General features: G+C 64.6%; 13 protein-coding genes. 3 read left to right on the top strand and 10 right to left on the bottom strand.

Features of this window, described 5'->3' with window-relative positions:
- Nucleotides 1-86 precede the first annotated feature (86 nt).
- From HV744_RS14620 to HV744_RS14580, 9 genes are all read right to left on the bottom strand, one after another.
- Nucleotides 87-1,334 (bottom strand): FAD-binding oxidoreductase, encoded by a 1,248-nt coding sequence (locus HV744_RS14620; protein WP_175150196.1) that lies wholly within the window; start codon nucleotides 1,332-1,334, stop codon nucleotides 87-89.
- Between the two features lie 33 nt (nucleotides 1,335-1,367).
- Nucleotides 1,368-2,681, bottom strand: coding sequence for an aromatic ring-hydroxylating oxygenase subunit alpha (locus HV744_RS14615; protein ID WP_175150195.1), 1,314 nt, complete (start codon nucleotides 2,679-2,681; stop codon nucleotides 1,368-1,370).
- A gap of 73 nt (nucleotides 2,682-2,754) precedes the next feature.
- A complete protein-coding gene (locus HV744_RS14610; protein WP_175150194.1) occupies nucleotides 2,755-3,549 on the bottom strand; it encodes an electron transfer flavoprotein subunit beta/FixA family protein in 795 nt (264 codons plus the stop codon).
- Nucleotides 3,546-4,718: an electron transfer flavoprotein subunit alpha/FixB family protein gene (locus HV744_RS14605; protein WP_175150193.1), complete on the bottom strand. Its 1,173-nt coding sequence runs from the start codon at nucleotides 4,716-4,718 to the stop codon at nucleotides 3,546-3,548. The genes HV744_RS14610 and HV744_RS14605 overlap by 4 nt, the downstream gene beginning before the upstream one ends.
- A 4-nt stretch (nucleotides 4,719-4,722) precedes the next feature.
- Nucleotides 4,723-6,636, bottom strand: coding sequence for a (Fe-S)-binding protein (locus HV744_RS14600; protein WP_175150192.1), 1,914 nt, complete (start codon nucleotides 6,634-6,636; stop codon nucleotides 4,723-4,725).
- A gap of 2 nt (nucleotides 6,637-6,638) precedes the next feature.
- Nucleotides 6,639-8,702, bottom strand: a complete 2,064-nt coding sequence (locus HV744_RS14595) for an NADH:flavin oxidoreductase (protein ID WP_175150191.1) — start codon at nucleotides 8,700-8,702, stop codon at nucleotides 6,639-6,641.
- A 57-nt stretch (nucleotides 8,703-8,759) separates the two neighbouring features.
- Entirely contained in the window at nucleotides 8,760-9,296 is a 537-nt protein-coding gene (locus tag HV744_RS14590; protein ID WP_175150190.1) for a DUF5943 domain-containing protein, read from the bottom strand.
- A gap of 52 nt (nucleotides 9,297-9,348) precedes the next feature.
- On the bottom strand, nucleotides 9,349-10,320 hold the full coding sequence (locus tag HV744_RS14585; RefSeq protein ID WP_175150189.1) for a dipeptidase: 972 nt from the start codon (nucleotides 10,318-10,320) through the stop codon (nucleotides 9,349-9,351).
- A gap of 18 nt (nucleotides 10,321-10,338) precedes the next feature.
- A complete protein-coding gene (locus HV744_RS14580; RefSeq protein WP_175150188.1) occupies nucleotides 10,339-11,613 on the bottom strand; it encodes a serine hydroxymethyltransferase in 1,275 nt (424 codons plus the stop codon).
- A 432-nt stretch (nucleotides 11,614-12,045) separates the two neighbouring features.
- Here HV744_RS14580 and HV744_RS14575 point away from each other — a divergent pair, with 432 nt between their 5' ends.
- Nucleotides 12,046-13,041: a GlxA family transcriptional regulator gene (locus HV744_RS14575; protein ID WP_175150187.1), complete on the top strand. Its 996-nt coding sequence runs from the start codon at nucleotides 12,046-12,048 to the stop codon at nucleotides 13,039-13,041.
- A gap of 155 nt (nucleotides 13,042-13,196) precedes the next feature.
- Here the strand turns inward: HV744_RS14575 and fdhA are convergent, their stop codons facing one another.
- Complete coding sequence (gene fdhA / locus HV744_RS14570; protein WP_175150186.1) at nucleotides 13,197-14,396, bottom strand: formaldehyde dehydrogenase, glutathione-independent; 1,200 nt, start codon at nucleotides 14,394-14,396, stop codon at nucleotides 13,197-13,199.
- 239 nt (nucleotides 14,397-14,635) lie between these two features.
- On the opposite strand from fdhA, the gene betI reads away from it, so the two are divergent.
- On the top strand, nucleotides 14,636-15,223 hold the full coding sequence (gene betI, locus HV744_RS14565; RefSeq protein WP_175150288.1) for a transcriptional regulator BetI: 588 nt from the start codon (nucleotides 14,636-14,638) through the stop codon (nucleotides 15,221-15,223).
- A gap of 30 nt (nucleotides 15,224-15,253) precedes the next feature.
- Nucleotides 15,254-16,723 (top strand): betaine-aldehyde dehydrogenase, encoded by a 1,470-nt coding sequence (gene betB / locus HV744_RS14560; protein WP_175150185.1) that lies wholly within the window; start codon nucleotides 15,254-15,256, stop codon nucleotides 16,721-16,723.
- The last annotated feature ends 11 nt before the right edge of the window (nucleotides 16,724-16,734 follow it).

The following is a 16,734-nucleotide window of genomic DNA, read 5'->3' as shown; positions in this document are numbered from 1 at the left end:
CAGCCAGAATTACCGGGTAGCGTTGATTTGCGACATCCAGTTGTCCGCACGCGACTTCGATTGCGGTTCTGGTGTTGCTTCTCGTCTTACTTGTCAACGACGAGATCGGTCAGCGGCTTGCTGCAACACAGCAGCACCATGCCCTGATCGATCTCGCGCTGACGAATGCCGCCCGCGTGCTTCATCGCGACTTCACCGGAGACGAGCTTGACCTTGCAGGTGCCGCACATGCCTTGCGTACATGACGCCGGCAACCGCACACCCGCCTTCTTCGCCGCGTCGAGCACATGCTGACCGCTGCCGCATTCGATCTCGCGATGGCTTTTGGCGAAGCTCACCTTGAAACGGGTTTCCGTCTCGACCGGTGCGCGCGCGGGTCCGAAACCCGCCGCCTCTGCACGCGTTTCGACAATACTCTCCGCAGTGGCAGGCGCGCTCGCGTGCTGCAATACATCCGCGACGTGCAGCGTGGTCAATTGCGCGGCCACTTCGCCGACCGTCTCGAACGAAAAGCTTTCCTCGTGATAATGGCTGCGCTCGAAACCGCCCTCGTCCAACAGCTTGCGCACCGCCTGCATATACGGCGCGGGCCCGCAAGTGAAGATCTCGCGCTCCAGAAAATCCGGTGCGATCAGCTTGAGCAGCGGCAAGGTCAGAAAGCCGGTCACGCCCGGCCAGTTGGTGCGCGCGCCGATGCGCTCGCACACGAATGCCGTGCGGAAATGCGCCTGGTTCGACGCGATCAGATCGAGCTCGCGCGCGAAGATGATGTCGTCCGGTGTACGGGCGCTATGCACGAACACGATGTCGCTATCTTCGCCGAGTTCGTGATGCGCGCGGCTCATCGACATCAGCGGCGTGATGCCCGAGCCCGCCGACAGAAACAGGAACTTGCGCGCCGGATGCCGCGCACAGGTGAACTCGCCGGACGGCCCCAGCACGCGAACCTGCATACCCGCATGCAGATTGTCGTGCAGCCAGTTCGACACCGTGCCGCCCGGCACGCGCTTCACGGTGATCGAGATCGTATGCGGCCGGGTCGGCGGCGACGAGATCGTATAGCAGCGATTGACCGCTTCGCCGTCGATCTCCAGCTCCAGCGTAATGAACTGGCCCGGCTCGAACACGAACGCCCGTTCGGACGGCGCGCGAAAGAAAAAGCTCTTCACGTCGTGCGTTTCGTCGCGCACCTGGCAGCACACCAGCGTGTCGTCGGCATCGCTGTTCCAGCGCGCGGGCAAGGTCTCCCAGAAGCGCGGCTGGGTGACACGGCTCGCGGCGCGCTGTGGGGCCGGCTCGGTGCCGAGCTGAAACGTCGCCTGATCGCGCATCATGGTTTTCTCCCGCTCCTGGTTGCGGTGTCGCGCTCAGCGCATGAAGGACACGACTTTTTCGCCGTGCGAAGCCGGCGCGGTATCGCCGGCGTCATGGGTTTGCGGTGCATTGCTGTAATCCGCGAGACGGCCGATGTACCACTCGCAGAACTTCTCGACGAGGCCCTCGGTGAACGGCGAATACGGACCCGGCTCATACGCGCTGCTGGTCGCGCCGCGCTGCGAGTACTCGACGAGTGTGCGGTCCTGATCGTTGGTCGCGCGCCACACGGCGGTCAGATTGCTGACGTCGTAGTCGATCCCCTCGCGTGCGTCCTTGTGCACGAGCCACTTGGTGCGCACCAGCGTTTTGCCCGCCGAAAGCGGAATCACCGAGAAGCTGACGATGTGGTCGCTCATGAAGTGATGCCACGAATTCGGCTGGGTCCAGAACGACAGGCCGCCGAGATCGGCCTGCTCGAAACCGCCGAGCAGCTTCTTCGACGCGACCTTCGCGTCGAGCGTTTGCGATTCGCCGTCGCGATCGAGCGGCAGGCGTTGGGTGCGAAAGCCGGTGACCAGATCCGCAAGCCGGTCGATCTCGGCCGACGGCAACTGCATCGCTTCCCACTGCGCGGTGCGGCGCGCGACGGTTTCCTCGAACGAGGCCATGCCTTCTTCGTTGGCGGGCGTGCGCTGATAGCCGAAGCCGTATTCGTACAGCGAAATCGTCAGTTCGGGATGGTTCGCGACGCAGTGATAGCACTCGCGATTGTTCTCCATCGTGAGCTTCCAGTTGCCCTCTTCGATGATGTCGATCGACGCCGCGATCTTGCAGCCGGCCAGATCGTGCGGCTGCAGATACGGTTCCATCGCCGCGCGCATCACGGCGAAGTCGGTGGGCGGATGCTCGGCGAGGCAAATGAAAATCAGGCCCGCGAGATTCTCGACATGCACCGACTTCAGGCTATGTTTGCAGCGATCGAACTGCTCACCCATGTGCTCGGCGAACATCAGATCTCCGTTCAGGCTGTACGTCCAGCTGTGATAGGGGCACACGATGTTGCCGAGCGAGCCCTTGTCGGTATTGCACAGACGCGCGCCGCGATGGCGGCACACGTTGTGGAACGCCCGCACCTGCATGTCGTCGTCACGCACGATCAGGATCGAATCCTGACCGATCTCCACTGTGATGTAGTCGCCCGGTTCCGGCACGTCCGGTTCCACCGCGACCTGAATCCAGTGCTGGCGGAAGATGGCGTCCATGTCGAGCGCGAAGATCGCCTCGCTCGTATAGAACGGCGCTTCCAGCGTGTAATTCTTCTTGCGGCGCTCGATCATTGCGCGAACGTCTGCCGAAACTTTCATTGTTTGCTCCGTTGCATATCACGTCTGGCGCCGCGCCAGGCCCTCCTGGTCGCATGCTGGCCCGAACCGGAATTCAGTAATCCACAAGTTGATGCTCGCGCAAATACGCGAGGATCACTTGTGCTTTTTCGACGGAACTCCCTTCAATTACGACGCTGCCGCCGCGGCTTTCGGTCGTCGTCGCCGACAGCATGCGGGCGTGGCCGGAACGCTTCTCGGCGGCGGCGAGGCGCACCGGTTTGGCGGTCGCGGGACGGACGGACCACGCGTGGTCGTCGGGGTTGCGTGCGTGCGAAGTTGTTGCGCTTTGCGAAGCGGCCAGGCGGACCACCGAGCCTTCGCGCAGTCGTGCATAGGCGTAAGTCGGCGCGGCGTTGGCCAGCGGATGAACCGCGATCAGCGCCGGCAACTGGACTTCGACGCGCCGGCGCACGCCCTTCGGCATGAACTGACGGACTTCCGCGCAGCCGTCGCGCAAGCTCAGGTCGACGGCTGCGCCGACCAGCGCAATCTCCAGCGCATGGGCGACGCGATACGGCAGCATGCCGCTGTCGAACGCGCCTTCCGCGCGAGTGCCGGTCAAGACGAGGTCGTAACCCCGCAGACGCGCGGCGAGCAGCGCTACCGCGTCGGCCTGCGATGCGGGCGTGTCTGCAATTTCAAGCACTTCGACAGCACGCGCGCCGAGTGCCAGATATTCCTGCAACGCGGGGTTTGCCGGATCGCCCGCGTGCAGCACGTCGAGTGTCGCGTCGTGCGCTTTGGCGAGCGACAGCGCCATCGTCAGCGCGGCGGCGTCGTTGCGGCTGTAGCGCGCGGTGCCGCTGACCGGATGGCGGCCCACCGAAACCAGCACGGCGATCTTCATGCGAGCGCTCCTTCAGCGACAGCGGTTGAGTTGAACCATCCAGCACCGGTGCCGCGCGCAGTGCGCGCCGCGCCCGCCGCTTCGTTGAGCGCCGCGATGGTTTCCTGCGCGTCAGCGATCACGGTCAGATTCGCGCGCTTCGCGATCGGTGCGCTGGCGTCGAGATTCACCGCGATGACATGGCGGCAATCCTTGATCCCTTGCAGATGCTGTACAGCGCCGGAAATCCCGAACGCGATATACACGCTCGCCTCGACGGTCTTGCCGGTCGCGCCAATCTGCTTGTCGCGCGTGAACTTGCCGTCGTCCACCGCGACGCGGCTCGCGCCGATCGCCGCGCCCAGCGTGGCCGCCAACCGCTCGAACGCGGGCACGTCGCTCACGCCGTTGCCCGCCGAGACGATGAAATCCGCTTCTTCGAGCGCCAGTTGCGCCGCGTCGATTTCCTCGATGCCGAGATCGCGGATGACGGCTCGCGCCGCAGCGGCGGCGCCGTCGAAACGCCACACCACCTGCTCGCCGGCGCCGACAAACGGCAGCTTCGGCTCGACCGCATTCGGCGCGAGCAGTACCACTTCGGGCAATGTACGCGCGGCGAGCGCCGTATTCGCGTGGATATAGGCGGCCACATGCGCGGCATCGATCTCGACGACGTGCGTCGCGACGCTGGCGTTGGCGGCCGCCGCATAACGGCGGCCGAGGTCGCCGTCGCCGGTCGCGTTGTCGGGCAGGAAGATATGCACCGGTGCATAAGCCGCGACGCACGCGGCCAGCGCGTTCAATTCATCGAGCGGCGCGAACGTGCGGCGGTCGAACATCGGCAACCCGATCAATTTGTCGGCGCCGAGCGCGGCGGCGTCGCCGCTGAATTCGCCGAACACCAGCAGCACGACTTCGGTCGTCGCGTCGGCGACCAACGCGGCAGCGGCCAATGTCTGGCGAGCATGGTCGTCCAGCGCGCCCCGGTCAGCGTGCACGGCTACCAGCAGCACGTGTTGCGGCACGCCGGTCGTGCGGCGCGGCTTCGGCGGCTCACCACGATGCGCAGCGCCAGGCGCGTTGAATTCCATCACACCCGCCACGCCCGTTACGCCGAGCGTGATGCGTTTGAGTCCTTGCGCCGTCATCGTGAACGGACGGCGCGGATCGATTCGTTTGAGCGTGTTCATCGCGTTACTCCAGCGCCGCAGCAACCAGTTCGGCGACGTCCAGCACTTCCGGACGCGGCCCCACCACGCCTTCGAGCATCGCCGTGCAATTCGGGCAGCCCACCGCGACGATCTCCGCGCCGGTGGCGCGCGCGTCGTCGATGCGGATGTCAGGAATGCGCCGCTTGCCAGGAATATCGGTCAACGGCGCGCCACCGCCGCCGCCGCAGCAGCGCCCGCGCATGCCGTTGCGCTCCATCTCCACCACCTTGATGCCGATGCTCTTCAACAGCCGGCGCGGCGCCTCGGTCTCACCGTTATAGCGGCCCAGATAGCACGGGTCGTGATAGGTGATCTTGCGCTCCGCGAACGCGGCGACCGCGCGCGGCGCCAGCTTGCCGCCCGCGACCAGTTCCTCGATCAACGCCGTGTGATGCTGCACTTCGTAGAAGCCGCCCAACGCGCGATACTCGTTGCGCAGGCTATGCAGCACGTGCGGATCGGCGGTGACGATCTTGCCGAACGAGTACTGCGCCAGCGTGCCGATCAGCTTGTGGGCGAGTTGCTGGAACGTCGCTTCGTCGCCGAGACGCCGGGCCGTGTCGCCGGTATCGGTTTCGACGCCGCCCAGCACTGCATAGTCGATACCCGCGCGGTTCAACACCTTGACCAACGCGCGCAGCGTGCGCTGATAGCGCATGTCGAACGCGCATTCGCCGGCGATCAGCAGCACGTCCACGTGACGCCCCGGCTGTGCGACCTGCACCTGCAGATCAACCGCCCAGTCATAACGCGCGCCGATGTCGTAGCCATTCGCGCTGCCGGTCTCGCGCAGATTCGCGAGCGTGAGCGGCCCTTTGCCCGGCACCTTGCCTTCGACCAGCGTCTGATTGCGCCGCATGTCGACGATCGCATCGACGTGCTCGATCAACATCGGGCACTCCTGCACGCAGGCGCGGCAGGTGGTGCAGGACCACAGCGTGTCCGCTTCGATCAGACTCGAAATCAGCGGCTTGCCAGGCGCACCTGCATGCTTGCCGATCTCGATGCCAGGCGTCGGGCTGCCCGCGTATTCGGCATCCGTGCCGCCAACCATGCCGGTGACCAAATCCTGAATCAGCTTCTTCGGATTGAGCGGCTGGCCCGCGGCGAACGCGGGACAGGCCGCTTCGCACTTGCCGCATTGCACGCACGCATCGAAACCGAGCAACTGGTTCCAGCGAAATTCGACCGGCTTGCCGACGCCGTAGTCCTTCGCGTCGAGCAGCGGCGCCTTCAATGCGGTGGGCGGCACGGCGTCTTGGTCGTGGCGTTCGGCAAAGCGCTCCTGACGCGGATGAAACGCAAGGTGCAGCAGACCGGCGAGCGCATGTTTCATCGGACCGCCACGCGCCGCGCCGAACGTCATCGTGAAGGCACCCGCTGCGATCAGCAGCGCGACGACAACCGCGAGCGCACCGGACATCGCCGCCGCAGGCAGCACGATGAACAGCGCGAGGCCGAGCGCAAACGACCCGAGCAGCAGAGGCAGATGATCCCACGGGCCGCGCGAGAGCCGCGCCGGCACCGCCTTCGCGCCATGCCGGCGGCGCCAGACGAACACTGCGCCCACCAGCATCACGAGCGCGGCGAGGAAGATCAGCTTGTCGAGCCACGGCGAGTAGATCGCCAGGCCGTAGTTGACGAACACCAGCGCCATCGCGAGGATCGCTCCGCCCGCAGTGGCGACGTGTGTCCTCGCGATATACGGATCGCGCGCCACCACATGATGCAGATCGACGAAGTAACGCTTCGGAATCGCCAGCAGATTGGTCCAGCCGTAGGCGCCCGCCGCGGTCGCGCGGCCTTCGCGCCAGTAAGCGGCACGTTTGGCCAGCGCGAATGCGAGACCGGCTACTGACACCCACAGCAGGACGGTGATGACAAACACGGGGCTCATCGTCAGAAATCCTTGCAAAGACGCAGCGCGTCGTAGATCGCGCCGTGAATGTTGTGCATCGAAATGCAGTCGCCGACGCGGAACAGCAGGAAGCGGCCGTTGCCGAGTTGTTCGCTGAGCGACGGCTGCGGTTCGGACGCGAACAGCTTGTGCACGTCGACCTGGCCACGGTTCACCGACTCCGGCTTGAGCGTCCAGTAAAGCTGGTCGTTCGGCGTGCTGCCGTTTTCGATCACCACCTGATCGACCGCGCGCTCTTCCTGCTCCTCGGTGTACTCGTTGCGGATCACGGCGATCTTCTTGCCGTCTTCCTCGTAGACCTTGTCGAGCCAGTAGTTCGGCGTGTGGATCACGCCCTGCGCGTAGAGGCGCCGGTAGAAAATCGGGAACGTGGTGCCGCCGACGTCGTCGGCAACCTTCACGTCCGGCGTGACGATCTCGACGTTCGAGCCGCGGCTCGACATGAAATCGGCGACGCCCGCGCCCGCATGCGTGCTGACGCCGTCATACACGAGCACGTTCTTGCCCGGCTCGACCTTGCCGGACAGCACATCCCACGAACTCACCGCGAGACCGTCTTCGACACCCCACGCGGCGACTTGCGACGTGAACGCCGAGCCGCCCGTCGCGAGCACGACGATGTCCGGCTTCTCGGCCATGATGGTTTTCTCGTCGGCGGCGACACCGAGACGCCGGTCGACGCCGAGGCGCTTCGTCTCCATGTCGAACCAGCGCACGATGCCCGCCATCTGCTCGCGCTGCGGCGCTTTCGCGGCCAGCATGATCTGCCCGCCCACGTAGTCGTTCTTCTCGAACAGCACCACGTCGTGACCGCGCGACTTCGCGACGCGCGCCGCTTCGAGTCCCGCCGGACCCGCGCCGACCACCACGACCTTGCGCCTGGTCCCGCGCGTCTTCGCGATCACATGCGGCATGGTCGCTTCGCGCGAGGTCGCGGCGTTCTGCACGCACAGCACGTCGAGTCCGTTGTACTGGCGGTCGATGCAGTAGTTCGCGCCGACGCACTGCTTGATTTCGTCCTCGCGGCCATCGCGGATCTTGATGACCATATGCGGATCGGCAATCTGCGCGCGCGTCATGCCGACCAGGTCGACCATGCCGCTGGCGAGCAGCCGCTCGGCCTGGCCCGCGTCGCGAATGCTTTGCGCGTGCATCACCGGCAGCTTCACCACCGACTTGATGCCGGCCGCGAGATGCACGAACGGCTCGGGCGGCAGCGCCATCGGCGGCATGCAGTTGGCGAGCGTGTTGTGCGTGTCCGCGCCCGAGCCGATCACGCCGAGGTAATCGATCAGGCCGGTTTCGCTCATCGCCTGAGCGATTTCCTTCAGTTGCTCGTGATCGAGCCCGTCTTCATGGAACTCGTCGCCGCACATGCGCAGGCCGACGCAGAAATCCGCGCCCACCGCCGCGCGCACCGCCTTCAACACTTCGGTGCCGAAACGCAGACGGTTTTCAAGCGAACCGCCCCACTCGTCGGTGCGGAAGTTGGTGCGCGGGCTCCAGAACTGATCGATCAGATGCTGGTGCGCCGCCGAGATTTCGACGCCGTCCATGCCCGCATCCTTGACCCGTTTCGCGGCCGCCGCGAAGTCGTCGATGATGCGGCGAATCTCTTCCACTTCGATGATCTTCGCGTTGCCGCGATGCACCGGCTCGCGCACGCCCGACGGCGACATCAGATGCGGCCAGTGCTCGCCATGAAACGCCGAGCGGCGTCCCATGTGGGTGGCCTGAATCATGATCTTCGCGCCATGCGTGTGCATCGCTTCGGCGAGCCGCGCGAGCGGGTCGATGATCTTGTCGGTCGACAGATTCACCGACTTCCACCAGCCTTGCGGACTGTCGATCGACACCGGGCTCGAACCGCCGCATATGGCGAGCCCGACGCCGCCCTTCGCCTTCTCTTCGTAGTAACGGATATAGCGGTCGCCGGGCAGGCCGCCCGGTTCCGCATAGACCTCCGCGTGCGCGGTGCTGACGATGCGGTTACGCAAAGTCAGCTGGTTCAGCGTGAGAGGCTTGAAAAGGTTCGGGTAACGCATCGCGATCGACCTCGGAATGAATAGGCTTGTTGCGCTTTGCCGTGCGGCTGTGTGTCGTCAGGACTTGAGCGGCGACACTTCGAACACGCAGTGTTCGTGGCCTTCCGCCGCGCAGCGCGCTTCTTTCGAATGCGACGGCGGGCCTTTGCGCGCGGCATCCGGCGCGGTGTCGTTGACCCAGTCCATCGCGCCCGCGAACCAGCCGGCGAACATGTAGCAGAGCTTGCCGACCTTGCCCGGCTGCGCCAGCACGAACGACGAATGATGCAGTTCGATACGAGCGCGCGAGCTCGACGGATCGGCTTCGGTGATCGTAAAGAGGCCCCAGCCGCGTTGCGACAGGCGCTTCAGGTAATGCTCGAACACCGCCATGCCGGCCAGGCCCTGCTGTTTGGCTTCCTTGTCGCACCAGAAGTACGCGGACTTGTAGCCGGCCTTGTAGAGAATCTCCGCATAAGTGTCGAGACCGAGCGCTTCCTCGACGGCGGTGTGGTTGTTCGTGAAGAAGTGACGCGGCACGTACAGCATCGGCAATGCGTCGGTGGTCCAGACGCCGGTGTTCGCATCGACGTCGATAGGCAGTTGGGGCTGCATGGGGAGACTCCGCTTGATGTGTGCTGGTGGGTGCAATTGGGTGATTGAAGGCTCAGACCTTCCAGACTTCGCCGAACACGCGGACCCAGTTTTCGCCCATGATCTTCTTGATGCGCGTTTCGCTCCAGCCGGCGCGCTCCATCGCGGCCGTCAGGTTCGGAAACTCGCCGATCGTGCGAATGCCTTCGGGATTCACGACCTTGCCGAAGTTCGTCAACTGGCGATAACGGCCCTTGTCGTGCGTGATCCAGTCGAAGAACTCCGTGCTATAGCCTTGCGTGAAGTCCGTGCCGATGCCGACCTGGTCTTCGCCGATCAGATTCACCACGTAGTCGATCGCTTCGATATAGTCGTCGACGGCCGCGTCCGGGCCGCGCCTGAGAAACGGCGCGAACATCGTCACGCCGACAAAGCCGCCCGCGTCGGCGATCTCCTTCAGTTGTTCGTCGCTCTTGTTGCGCGGATGCTCTTTGAGCCCCGACGGGCAGCAATGCGAGTAGCACACCGGCTTCTTCGATGCGGCGATCGCTTCGGAAGAAGTCTTGCCGCCCACATGCGAGAGATCGACCATGATGCCGACGCGATTCATCTCCTGGATCACTTCGCGGCCGTAACCGGACAGGCCGCCGTCGCGCTCGTAGCAGCCGGTGCCCACGAGGTTTTGCGTGTTGTAGCAAAGCTGCACCACGTTCACGCCGAGATCCTTGAACGCTTCGATATAGCCGAGGTTGTCCTCGAACGCATGCGCGTTCTGGAAGCCGAAGATGATGCCGGTCTTGTTCTCCTTCTTCGCAAGCAAGATGTCGCCGGTGGTGCGCACGAGCGTCAGGATCTCGCCGTACTCGCGGATCTGCTGCTTCATTTCGGCGATGTTGTCGACGGTCTTCTGGAAGCTCTCCCACACCGAGACCGTGCAGTTCACCGCGGTCACGCCGCCCTTGCGCATGTCCTCGAACACCGAGCGCTCGAACTTCGAAATGTTCAGACCGTCGATGATGATGCTGTTGTCGTGCAATGTGCTCATCGTTTGCTCCACGCGTTCTCAGTAGATGGGGAAGCGCTCGCACAGCGCGAAAATCTCGCGGCGCACGCGTTGTTCGGTGGCGGCGTGGCCTTCGGGGGAATCGCGCAGCGCGTCGAGCACCTCGACGATCAGCCGCCCGATCTCGCGGAACTCGCTCGCGCCGAAGCCGCGCGTCGTGCCCGCCGGCGTGCCGAGGCGGATGCCCGAGGTGACCGTGGGCTTTTCGGTGTCGAACGGAATGCCGTTCTTGTTGCAGGTGATGCCGGCGCGTTCCAGCGCCTGCTCGACCTGATTGCCCTTGAGACCCTTGGGCCGCAGATCGACCAGCAGCAGATGGTTGTCGGTGCCGCCCGTCACCAGATCGACGCCGCCCGCCTTCAGCACGTCGCCCAGCGCCTGCGCATTCGCGAGCACGTTGTCGATGTAGGTCTTGAAGCCAGGTTGCAGCGCCTCGCCGAACGCGACCGCCTTGCCGGCGATCACGTGCATCAGCGGGCCGCCCTGCAAGCCGGGGAACACCGCCGAGTTGATCTTCTTCGCGATCTCCTCGTCATTCGTCAGCACAAAGCCGCCGCGCGGACCGCGCAAGGTCTTGTGCGTGGTCGACGTAACCACGTGCGCACGCCCGAGCGGATTCGCGTGACGCCCCGCCGCGATCACGCCGGCGATATGCGCCATATCGACCATCAGCTTCGCGCCGACGCCGTCGGCAATCGCGCGCAGCCGTGCGAAATCCAGCGCACGCGGATAAGCCGAGAAGCCGGCGATCAGCAATGCGGGCTTGTGCTGCTGCGCGAGTTCTTCGATCTGCTCGTAGTCGATCAGCATCGTGTCGCGCTTGACGCCGTATTGCACCGCGTTGAACCACTTGCCCGACAGCGCCGGCTTCGCGCCGTGGGTCAGGTGGCCGCCCGCGTCGAGCGACATGCCGAGCACCGTGTCGCCCGGCTTGACCAGCGCGAGCATCACCGCGCCGTTCGCTTGCGCGCCGGAATGCGGCTGCACGTTGGCGAACTTCGCGTTGAACAGTTGCTTGATACGATCGAGTGCCAGCGTTTCGATCACGTCGACGTATTCGCAACCGCCGTAGTAACGCTTGCCCGGATACCCCTCCGCGTACTTGTTGGTCAACACCGAGCCTTGCGCTTCGAGCACTGCGCGCGACACGATGTTTTCCGACGCGATCAGTTCGACTTGCGACTGCTGGCGCTCGAGCTCTTTCAAAATGGCGCCGCGCACCGCCGCATCGTGCGTGGTCAGCGAGTCTGCGAAGAAAGGATTCGGGTTCGACATGGAAGGTCCGTGGGGTCGTTGACGGAGGGCCGGAAGCGGCGCTGATGCACTGCCAATACCGGTCTGCATGGGTCTATTCTTGACGTTCGCCTCGCGCGCCAATTTATGAATTCAGACGCGTTCTTTGCCTTTTCCGCCATACGCGTCCTTTTTCGACAAGTCGGCGAGGGCGTGCTGTGAATAGCCGCGCGGTAACTGCTTAAGAAACGCCGCGCGTGGCTGCACTGCGGTCGATCGTCATGCGCCGTTCGAGTGCCGATGAATGGCGTTAGCGGCTCCGTTCTGGTGCCGTTTGTTCAGCGACCCAAGCCTGGTGGCCCGCAACCGAGGGTTTAGCCTGATGGCATGGGAGTTGCGCTAGTACTCAAAATTAGAAGACTCGCCGCTCCCCATGGCGACGCGACACTACAGATTCGAAGGAATCATTCCCCCATGTCCACCGATCGCACGGCATCGTTGTCGCACTTCGCGTTCATGCCGGTTCCCAACTTCACGATGATCGCGTTCACCAACGCGATCGAAGTGCTACGCATGGCGAACTACCTGACAGGACAAACGCTTTACCGCTGGTCGATCGTGAGCCCCGATGGCGGTCCGGTCACCGCGAGCAACGGCCTGGCGGTCGACACCGGCCCGGTCGAATGCGTCGGCCAGCCGGACATCGTGTTCGTGGTCGGCGGCATCGACGTGCAGCGCGCGACCACCCCCGCTCACCTGTCCGCATTGCGCCGTTTCGCGCGGATGGGCAGCGTGCTCGGCAGTCTGTGCACCGGCACCTACGCGCTCGCTCGCGCCGGCTTGCTGGCCGGTTATGCGTGCGCGATTCACTGGGAGAACATGTCGGCGCTGAAGGAAGAGTTTCCCGATACGCGCTTTCTGAAAGAGCTGTTCGTGATCGATCGCGATCGCGTCACCTGCACCGGCGGCGTCGCGCCGCTCGACATGATGCTGAACCTGATCGCACCGCGCGTCGGCACGGCGCGCGTCACGCAGATCGCCGAACAGTTCATCGTCGAACATGTGCGCGACACCAGCGCGCAACAGAAGATGCCGCTGGTCGCGCGGCTCGGTTCGGCCAACAAGTCGCTGTTCGAAGTGATCTCGCTGATGGAGAACAACATCGAAGAGCCGCTGTCACGCGAAGAACTCGCGCGCCTCGCGGGGATGTCGCAACGGCAGTTGCAGCGGCTGTTCCGCGAGCACCTGGGGATGACGCCCACGCATTACTATCTGACGCTGCGGTTGCGGCGCGCCCGCGAGCTGCTGCTGCAAACCGATATGTCGATCATGCATATCACGATGGCGTGCGGCTTCCAGTCCGCATGCCACTTCTCGAAGAGCTATCGCGATGCGTTCGGCACGGCGCCGACGCGTGAAAGGCGCAAGCAGGCGCCGTCGCTGGCCGCGGCGCCGGTGATGGCGGCTTGAGGCGCGCGTTAGGGCGATGCTTGAGTCGCGTCGCTTGCGTGTCCCCTGTACGACCCGCTCCTCGCTACCCACGGCTGAAAAAATAAGCGCGCTGAACGGAAAACCGCTCGGCGCGTTTGACGTGATCGTGATTCAGTTCACGCTTCAGCACACCATCAAGCCGCCTTCAGCAACCCATGCGGGTCGATCACAAACTTCCTCGGCGCGCCTCCATCGAATTGCCGATAACCTTCCGGCGCGTCATCGAGCGACACCACCGTCACGTTGACGATATCGGCAATCGGCAACCGGTCCCACAAGATCGCCTGCATCAGATTGTGGTTGTACTTCATCACCGGCGTCTGCCCGGTATGGAATGAGTGCGACTTGGCCCAGCCCAGTCCGAAGCGGATGCTCAGGCTGCCCTTGCGCGCGGCGGCATCGGCGGCGCCGGGGTCGTCGGTCACATACAGGCCCGGAATGCCGATCGCGCCGGCCGCGCGGGTGATTTCCATCAGCGAGTTGAGGACCGTTGCCGGCGCTTCCTCATGCGAGCCGCTGCTGCCGTGACCATGCGCCTCGAAGCCGACGCAGTCCACCGCGCAATCCACTTCGGGCTTGCCGAGAATCTGCTCGATCTGCTCGCCGAGCGTCGCGTCCTTCGACAGGTCGATGGTCTGAAAGCCCATCTTGCGCGCATGCGCGAGGCGCGCCTCGTTCATGTCGCCCACGATCGTACAAGCTGCGCCCAGCAGGCGCGCCGACGCGGCCGCCGCCATGCCCACCGGCCCCGCGCCCGCGATATAAGCGGTCGCGCCGGGCTTCACGCCCGCCATCACGGCGCCGTGATAGCCGGTCGGCAGAATGTCGGACAGGCACGTGAGGTCGCGGATTTTCGACATCGCCTGCGCGCGGTCGGGGAATTTCAGCAGATTGAAGTCCGCGTACGGCACCATCACGTACTCGGCCTGGCCGCCGATCCAGCCGCCCATGTCCACGTAGCCATACGCGCCGCCCGCGCGCGACGGATTCACGTTCAGGCACACGCCGGTATGCTGCGCCTTGCAGGTCGGGCAGCGTCCGCACGCGACGTTGAACGGCACCGAGACCAGGTCGCCGATCTGGAGTGTTTCGACGTCGCGGCCCACCTCGATCACCTCGCCGGTAATCTCGTGACCCAGCACGAGGCCGACTTCGGCGGTCGTCCGGCCACGCACCATGTGCTGATCGGAGCCGCAAATATTCGTGCTCACCACCTTCAGGATCACGCCATGGCCGATCGACCGGCCGCGTGGATCGACCATCTTCGGATAGTCGATCGACTGCACTTCCACCTTGCCCTGCCCGAGATACACGACGCCGCGATTGCTGCTCATTGTCTGTCTCCATGTCTTGTGAGCGGCGTGAGCGACTCCGCGTGCCACGCCGTTCAACGAGCGTAGCGCGCGCCGCAACAAAGGACATGCAGCGAACACGACATGAGTTTGGCTGGAAACGACAGGCCCGTTTTTATTGATTGACCGTTCAATATAAAAAAACTACGATGCGCTATCGAACCTACCCGGCCGGGCTTGCCGTGAGCCCGCCGCCGACGCCAAAAGCCAACCCCAGCACCATGCCCAAACTCGGAATGCGCGAAATCCGTCGCGCGCAACTGATCGACGCAACCTTGCTCACGATCGACCAGACCGGTCTCGCCGGCGCGACGCTCGCTTCGGTTGCGCAGCGCGCGAGCATTTCGACCGGCATCGTCAGCCACTATTTCGGCGACAAGGACGGCCTGCTCGAAGCCACCATGCGTCACGTGCTGCGCGATCTTTGGCAGGCCACGTCGAGCCGGCGCCGCGCGGCGAAGGCGGACCCGCGCTCGAAGCTGCGCGCGGTCGTCGCCGCGAATTTCGACACCGCGCAGACCAGCGGCCCGGTCATGAAAACCTGGCTCGCGTTCTGGTCCGAGAGCATGCACAAGCCGCACTTGCGGAGGCTGCAATACGTGAACACGCGCCGCCTGAACTCGAACCTGTGCGCGGATTTTTCGAAGGCGCTGCCGCGCGCGGCGGCGCGCCGAGCGGCGAGCGGACTGGCGGCGCTGATCGACGGCTTATGGCTGCGCGGCGCGTTGTCAGGCGAGCCGTTCGACACGAAAGCGGCGCTGCGCGTCGCGAACGACTATATCGATCTGATGCTGGCGGCACGCGACTAAGCCGGCAGCGTTTTTAGAAAGGAGCAGGTCATGGCGGTATTCGCAACGCAACGTCTGTACATAGGTGGCGGTTACGTCGACGCGACCGGCGGGGAAACCTTCGACACGCTCGACCCCGCCACCGGCGAGACGCTCGCGAGCATGCAGCAGGCGTCGGCGGCCGACGTCGAGCGCGCGGTGCAAGCGGCGCAAGCCGGTCAACGCGAGTGGGCGGCGCTCACGGCGATGCAGCGCTCGCGCATTCTGCGCCGCGCGGTCGAACTGCTGCGCGAGCGCAACGACGAACTCGCCGCGCTCGAAACACGCGACACCGGCAAGCCGATTGCGGAGACGCTCGCAGTGGATATCGTCACCGGCGCGGACGTGATCGAGTACTACGCGGGGCTGGCCACCGCGATCGAAGGACAGCAGATTCCGCTGCGGCCCTCGTCGTTCGTCTATACGCGCCGCGAGCCACTCGGCGTGTGCGCGGGCATCGGCGCATGGAATTACCCGATCCAGATCGCGTGCTGGAAGTCGGCACCCGCGCTCGCGGCCGGCAACGCGATGATCTTCAAGCCGAGCGAAATCACGCCGCTGTCAGCATTGAAACTGGCTGAGATTTATACCGAAGCCGGCGTGCCGGCAGGCGTATTCAATGTCGTGCAGGGCGATGGCCGGGTCGGCGCGATGCTCGCCGCGCATCCGGACATCGCGAAGATTTCATTTACGGGTGGCGTCGAAACGGGCAAGAAGGTGATGTCGATGGCTGGCGCATCATCGCTGAAAGAGGTGACGATGGAGCTTGGCGGCAAGTCGCCGCTGCTCGTGTTCGACGACGCCAACCTCGAGCGCGCCGCCGACATCGCGATGAGCGCCAACTTCTTCAGCGCGGGCCAGGTCTGCACCAACGGCACGCGGGTGTTCGTGCAACGCAGCGTGCTTGAGCAATTCGAAGTGCTGATGCTCGCGCGGGTCAAGCGCATTCGCGTGGGCGCGCCCACCGACCCGAACACGAACTTCGGCCCGCTCGCGAGCACCGCGCAATTGCACAAGGTGCTCGGCTACATCGAAAGCGGCGTGCAGGAAGGCGCGCGGCTGCTGGCGGGCGGCCGGCGCCTGACCGACGGGCACTTCAGCCGCGGCCAATACGTCGAGCCGACCGTGTTCACCGGATGCCATGACGACATGCGCATCGTGCGCGAAGAAATCTTCGGCCCGGTGATGAGCATCCTCGTGTTCGACGACGAGGACGAAGCGATCGCGCGCGCGAACCGCACCGCATACGGCCTCGCCGCGGGCGTCGTCACCGAGAACCTCGCGCGCGCGCATCGCGTGATTCATCGGCTGGAAGCCGGCATTTGCTGGATCAACACGTGGGGCGAATCACCCGCGGAAATGCCGGTGGGCGGCTACAAGCAATCGGGCGTCGGCCGCGAAAACGGCATCACCACGCTCGAACACTACACGCGCATCAAGTCCGTGCAGGTCGAACTCGGCGCGTATCAACCGGTGTTCTAAGGAGTGGCGGC

This window comes from Paraburkholderia ultramafica, assembly GCF_902859915.1.
GTDB classification, from domain to species: Bacteria; Pseudomonadota; Gammaproteobacteria; order Burkholderiales; family Burkholderiaceae; genus Paraburkholderia; species Paraburkholderia ultramafica.
This window is presented reverse-complemented; position numbering and strand designations above follow the sequence as displayed.

Bases quoted from the DNA above. Each gene is read 5' to 3' on its own strand.
- HV744_RS14620 (WP_175150196.1), bottom strand. From the start codon at position 1,334: ATGATGCGCGATCAGGCGACGTTTCAGCTCGGCACCGAGCCGGCCCCA.
- HV744_RS14615 (WP_175150195.1), bottom strand. From the start codon at position 2,681: ATGAAAGTTTCGGCAGACGTTCGCGCAATGATCGAGCGCCGCAAGAAG.
- HV744_RS14610 (WP_175150194.1), bottom strand. From the start codon at position 3,549: ATGAAGATCGCCGTGCTGGTTTCGGTGGGCCGCCATCCGGTCAGCGGC.
- HV744_RS14605 (WP_175150193.1), bottom strand. From the start codon at position 4,718: ATGAACACGCTCAAACGAATCGATCCGCGCCGTCCGTTCACGATGACG.
- HV744_RS14600 (WP_175150192.1), bottom strand. From the start codon at position 6,636: ATGAGCCCCGTGTTTGTCATCACCGTCCTGCTGTGGGTGTCAGTAGCC.
- HV744_RS14595 (WP_175150191.1), bottom strand. From the start codon at position 8,702: ATGCGTTACCCGAACCTTTTCAAGCCTCTCACGCTGAACCAGCTGACT.
- HV744_RS14590 (WP_175150190.1), bottom strand. From the start codon at position 9,296: ATGCAGCCCCAACTGCCTATCGACGTCGATGCGAACACCGGCGTCTGG.
- HV744_RS14585 (WP_175150189.1), bottom strand. From the start codon at position 10,320: ATGAGCACATTGCACGACAACAGCATCATCATCGACGGTCTGAACATT.
- HV744_RS14580 (WP_175150188.1), bottom strand. From the start codon at position 11,613: ATGTCGAACCCGAATCCTTTCTTCGCAGACTCGCTGACCACGCACGAT.
- HV744_RS14575 (WP_175150187.1), top strand. From the start codon at position 12,046: ATGTCCACCGATCGCACGGCATCGTTGTCGCACTTCGCGTTCATGCCG.
- fdhA (WP_175150186.1), bottom strand. From the start codon at position 14,396: ATGAGCAGCAATCGCGGCGTCGTGTATCTCGGGCAGGGCAAGGTGGAA.
- betI (WP_175150288.1), top strand. From the start codon at position 14,636: ATGCCCAAACTCGGAATGCGCGAAATCCGTCGCGCGCAACTGATCGAC.
- betB (WP_175150185.1), top strand. From the start codon at position 15,254: ATGGCGGTATTCGCAACGCAACGTCTGTACATAGGTGGCGGTTACGTC.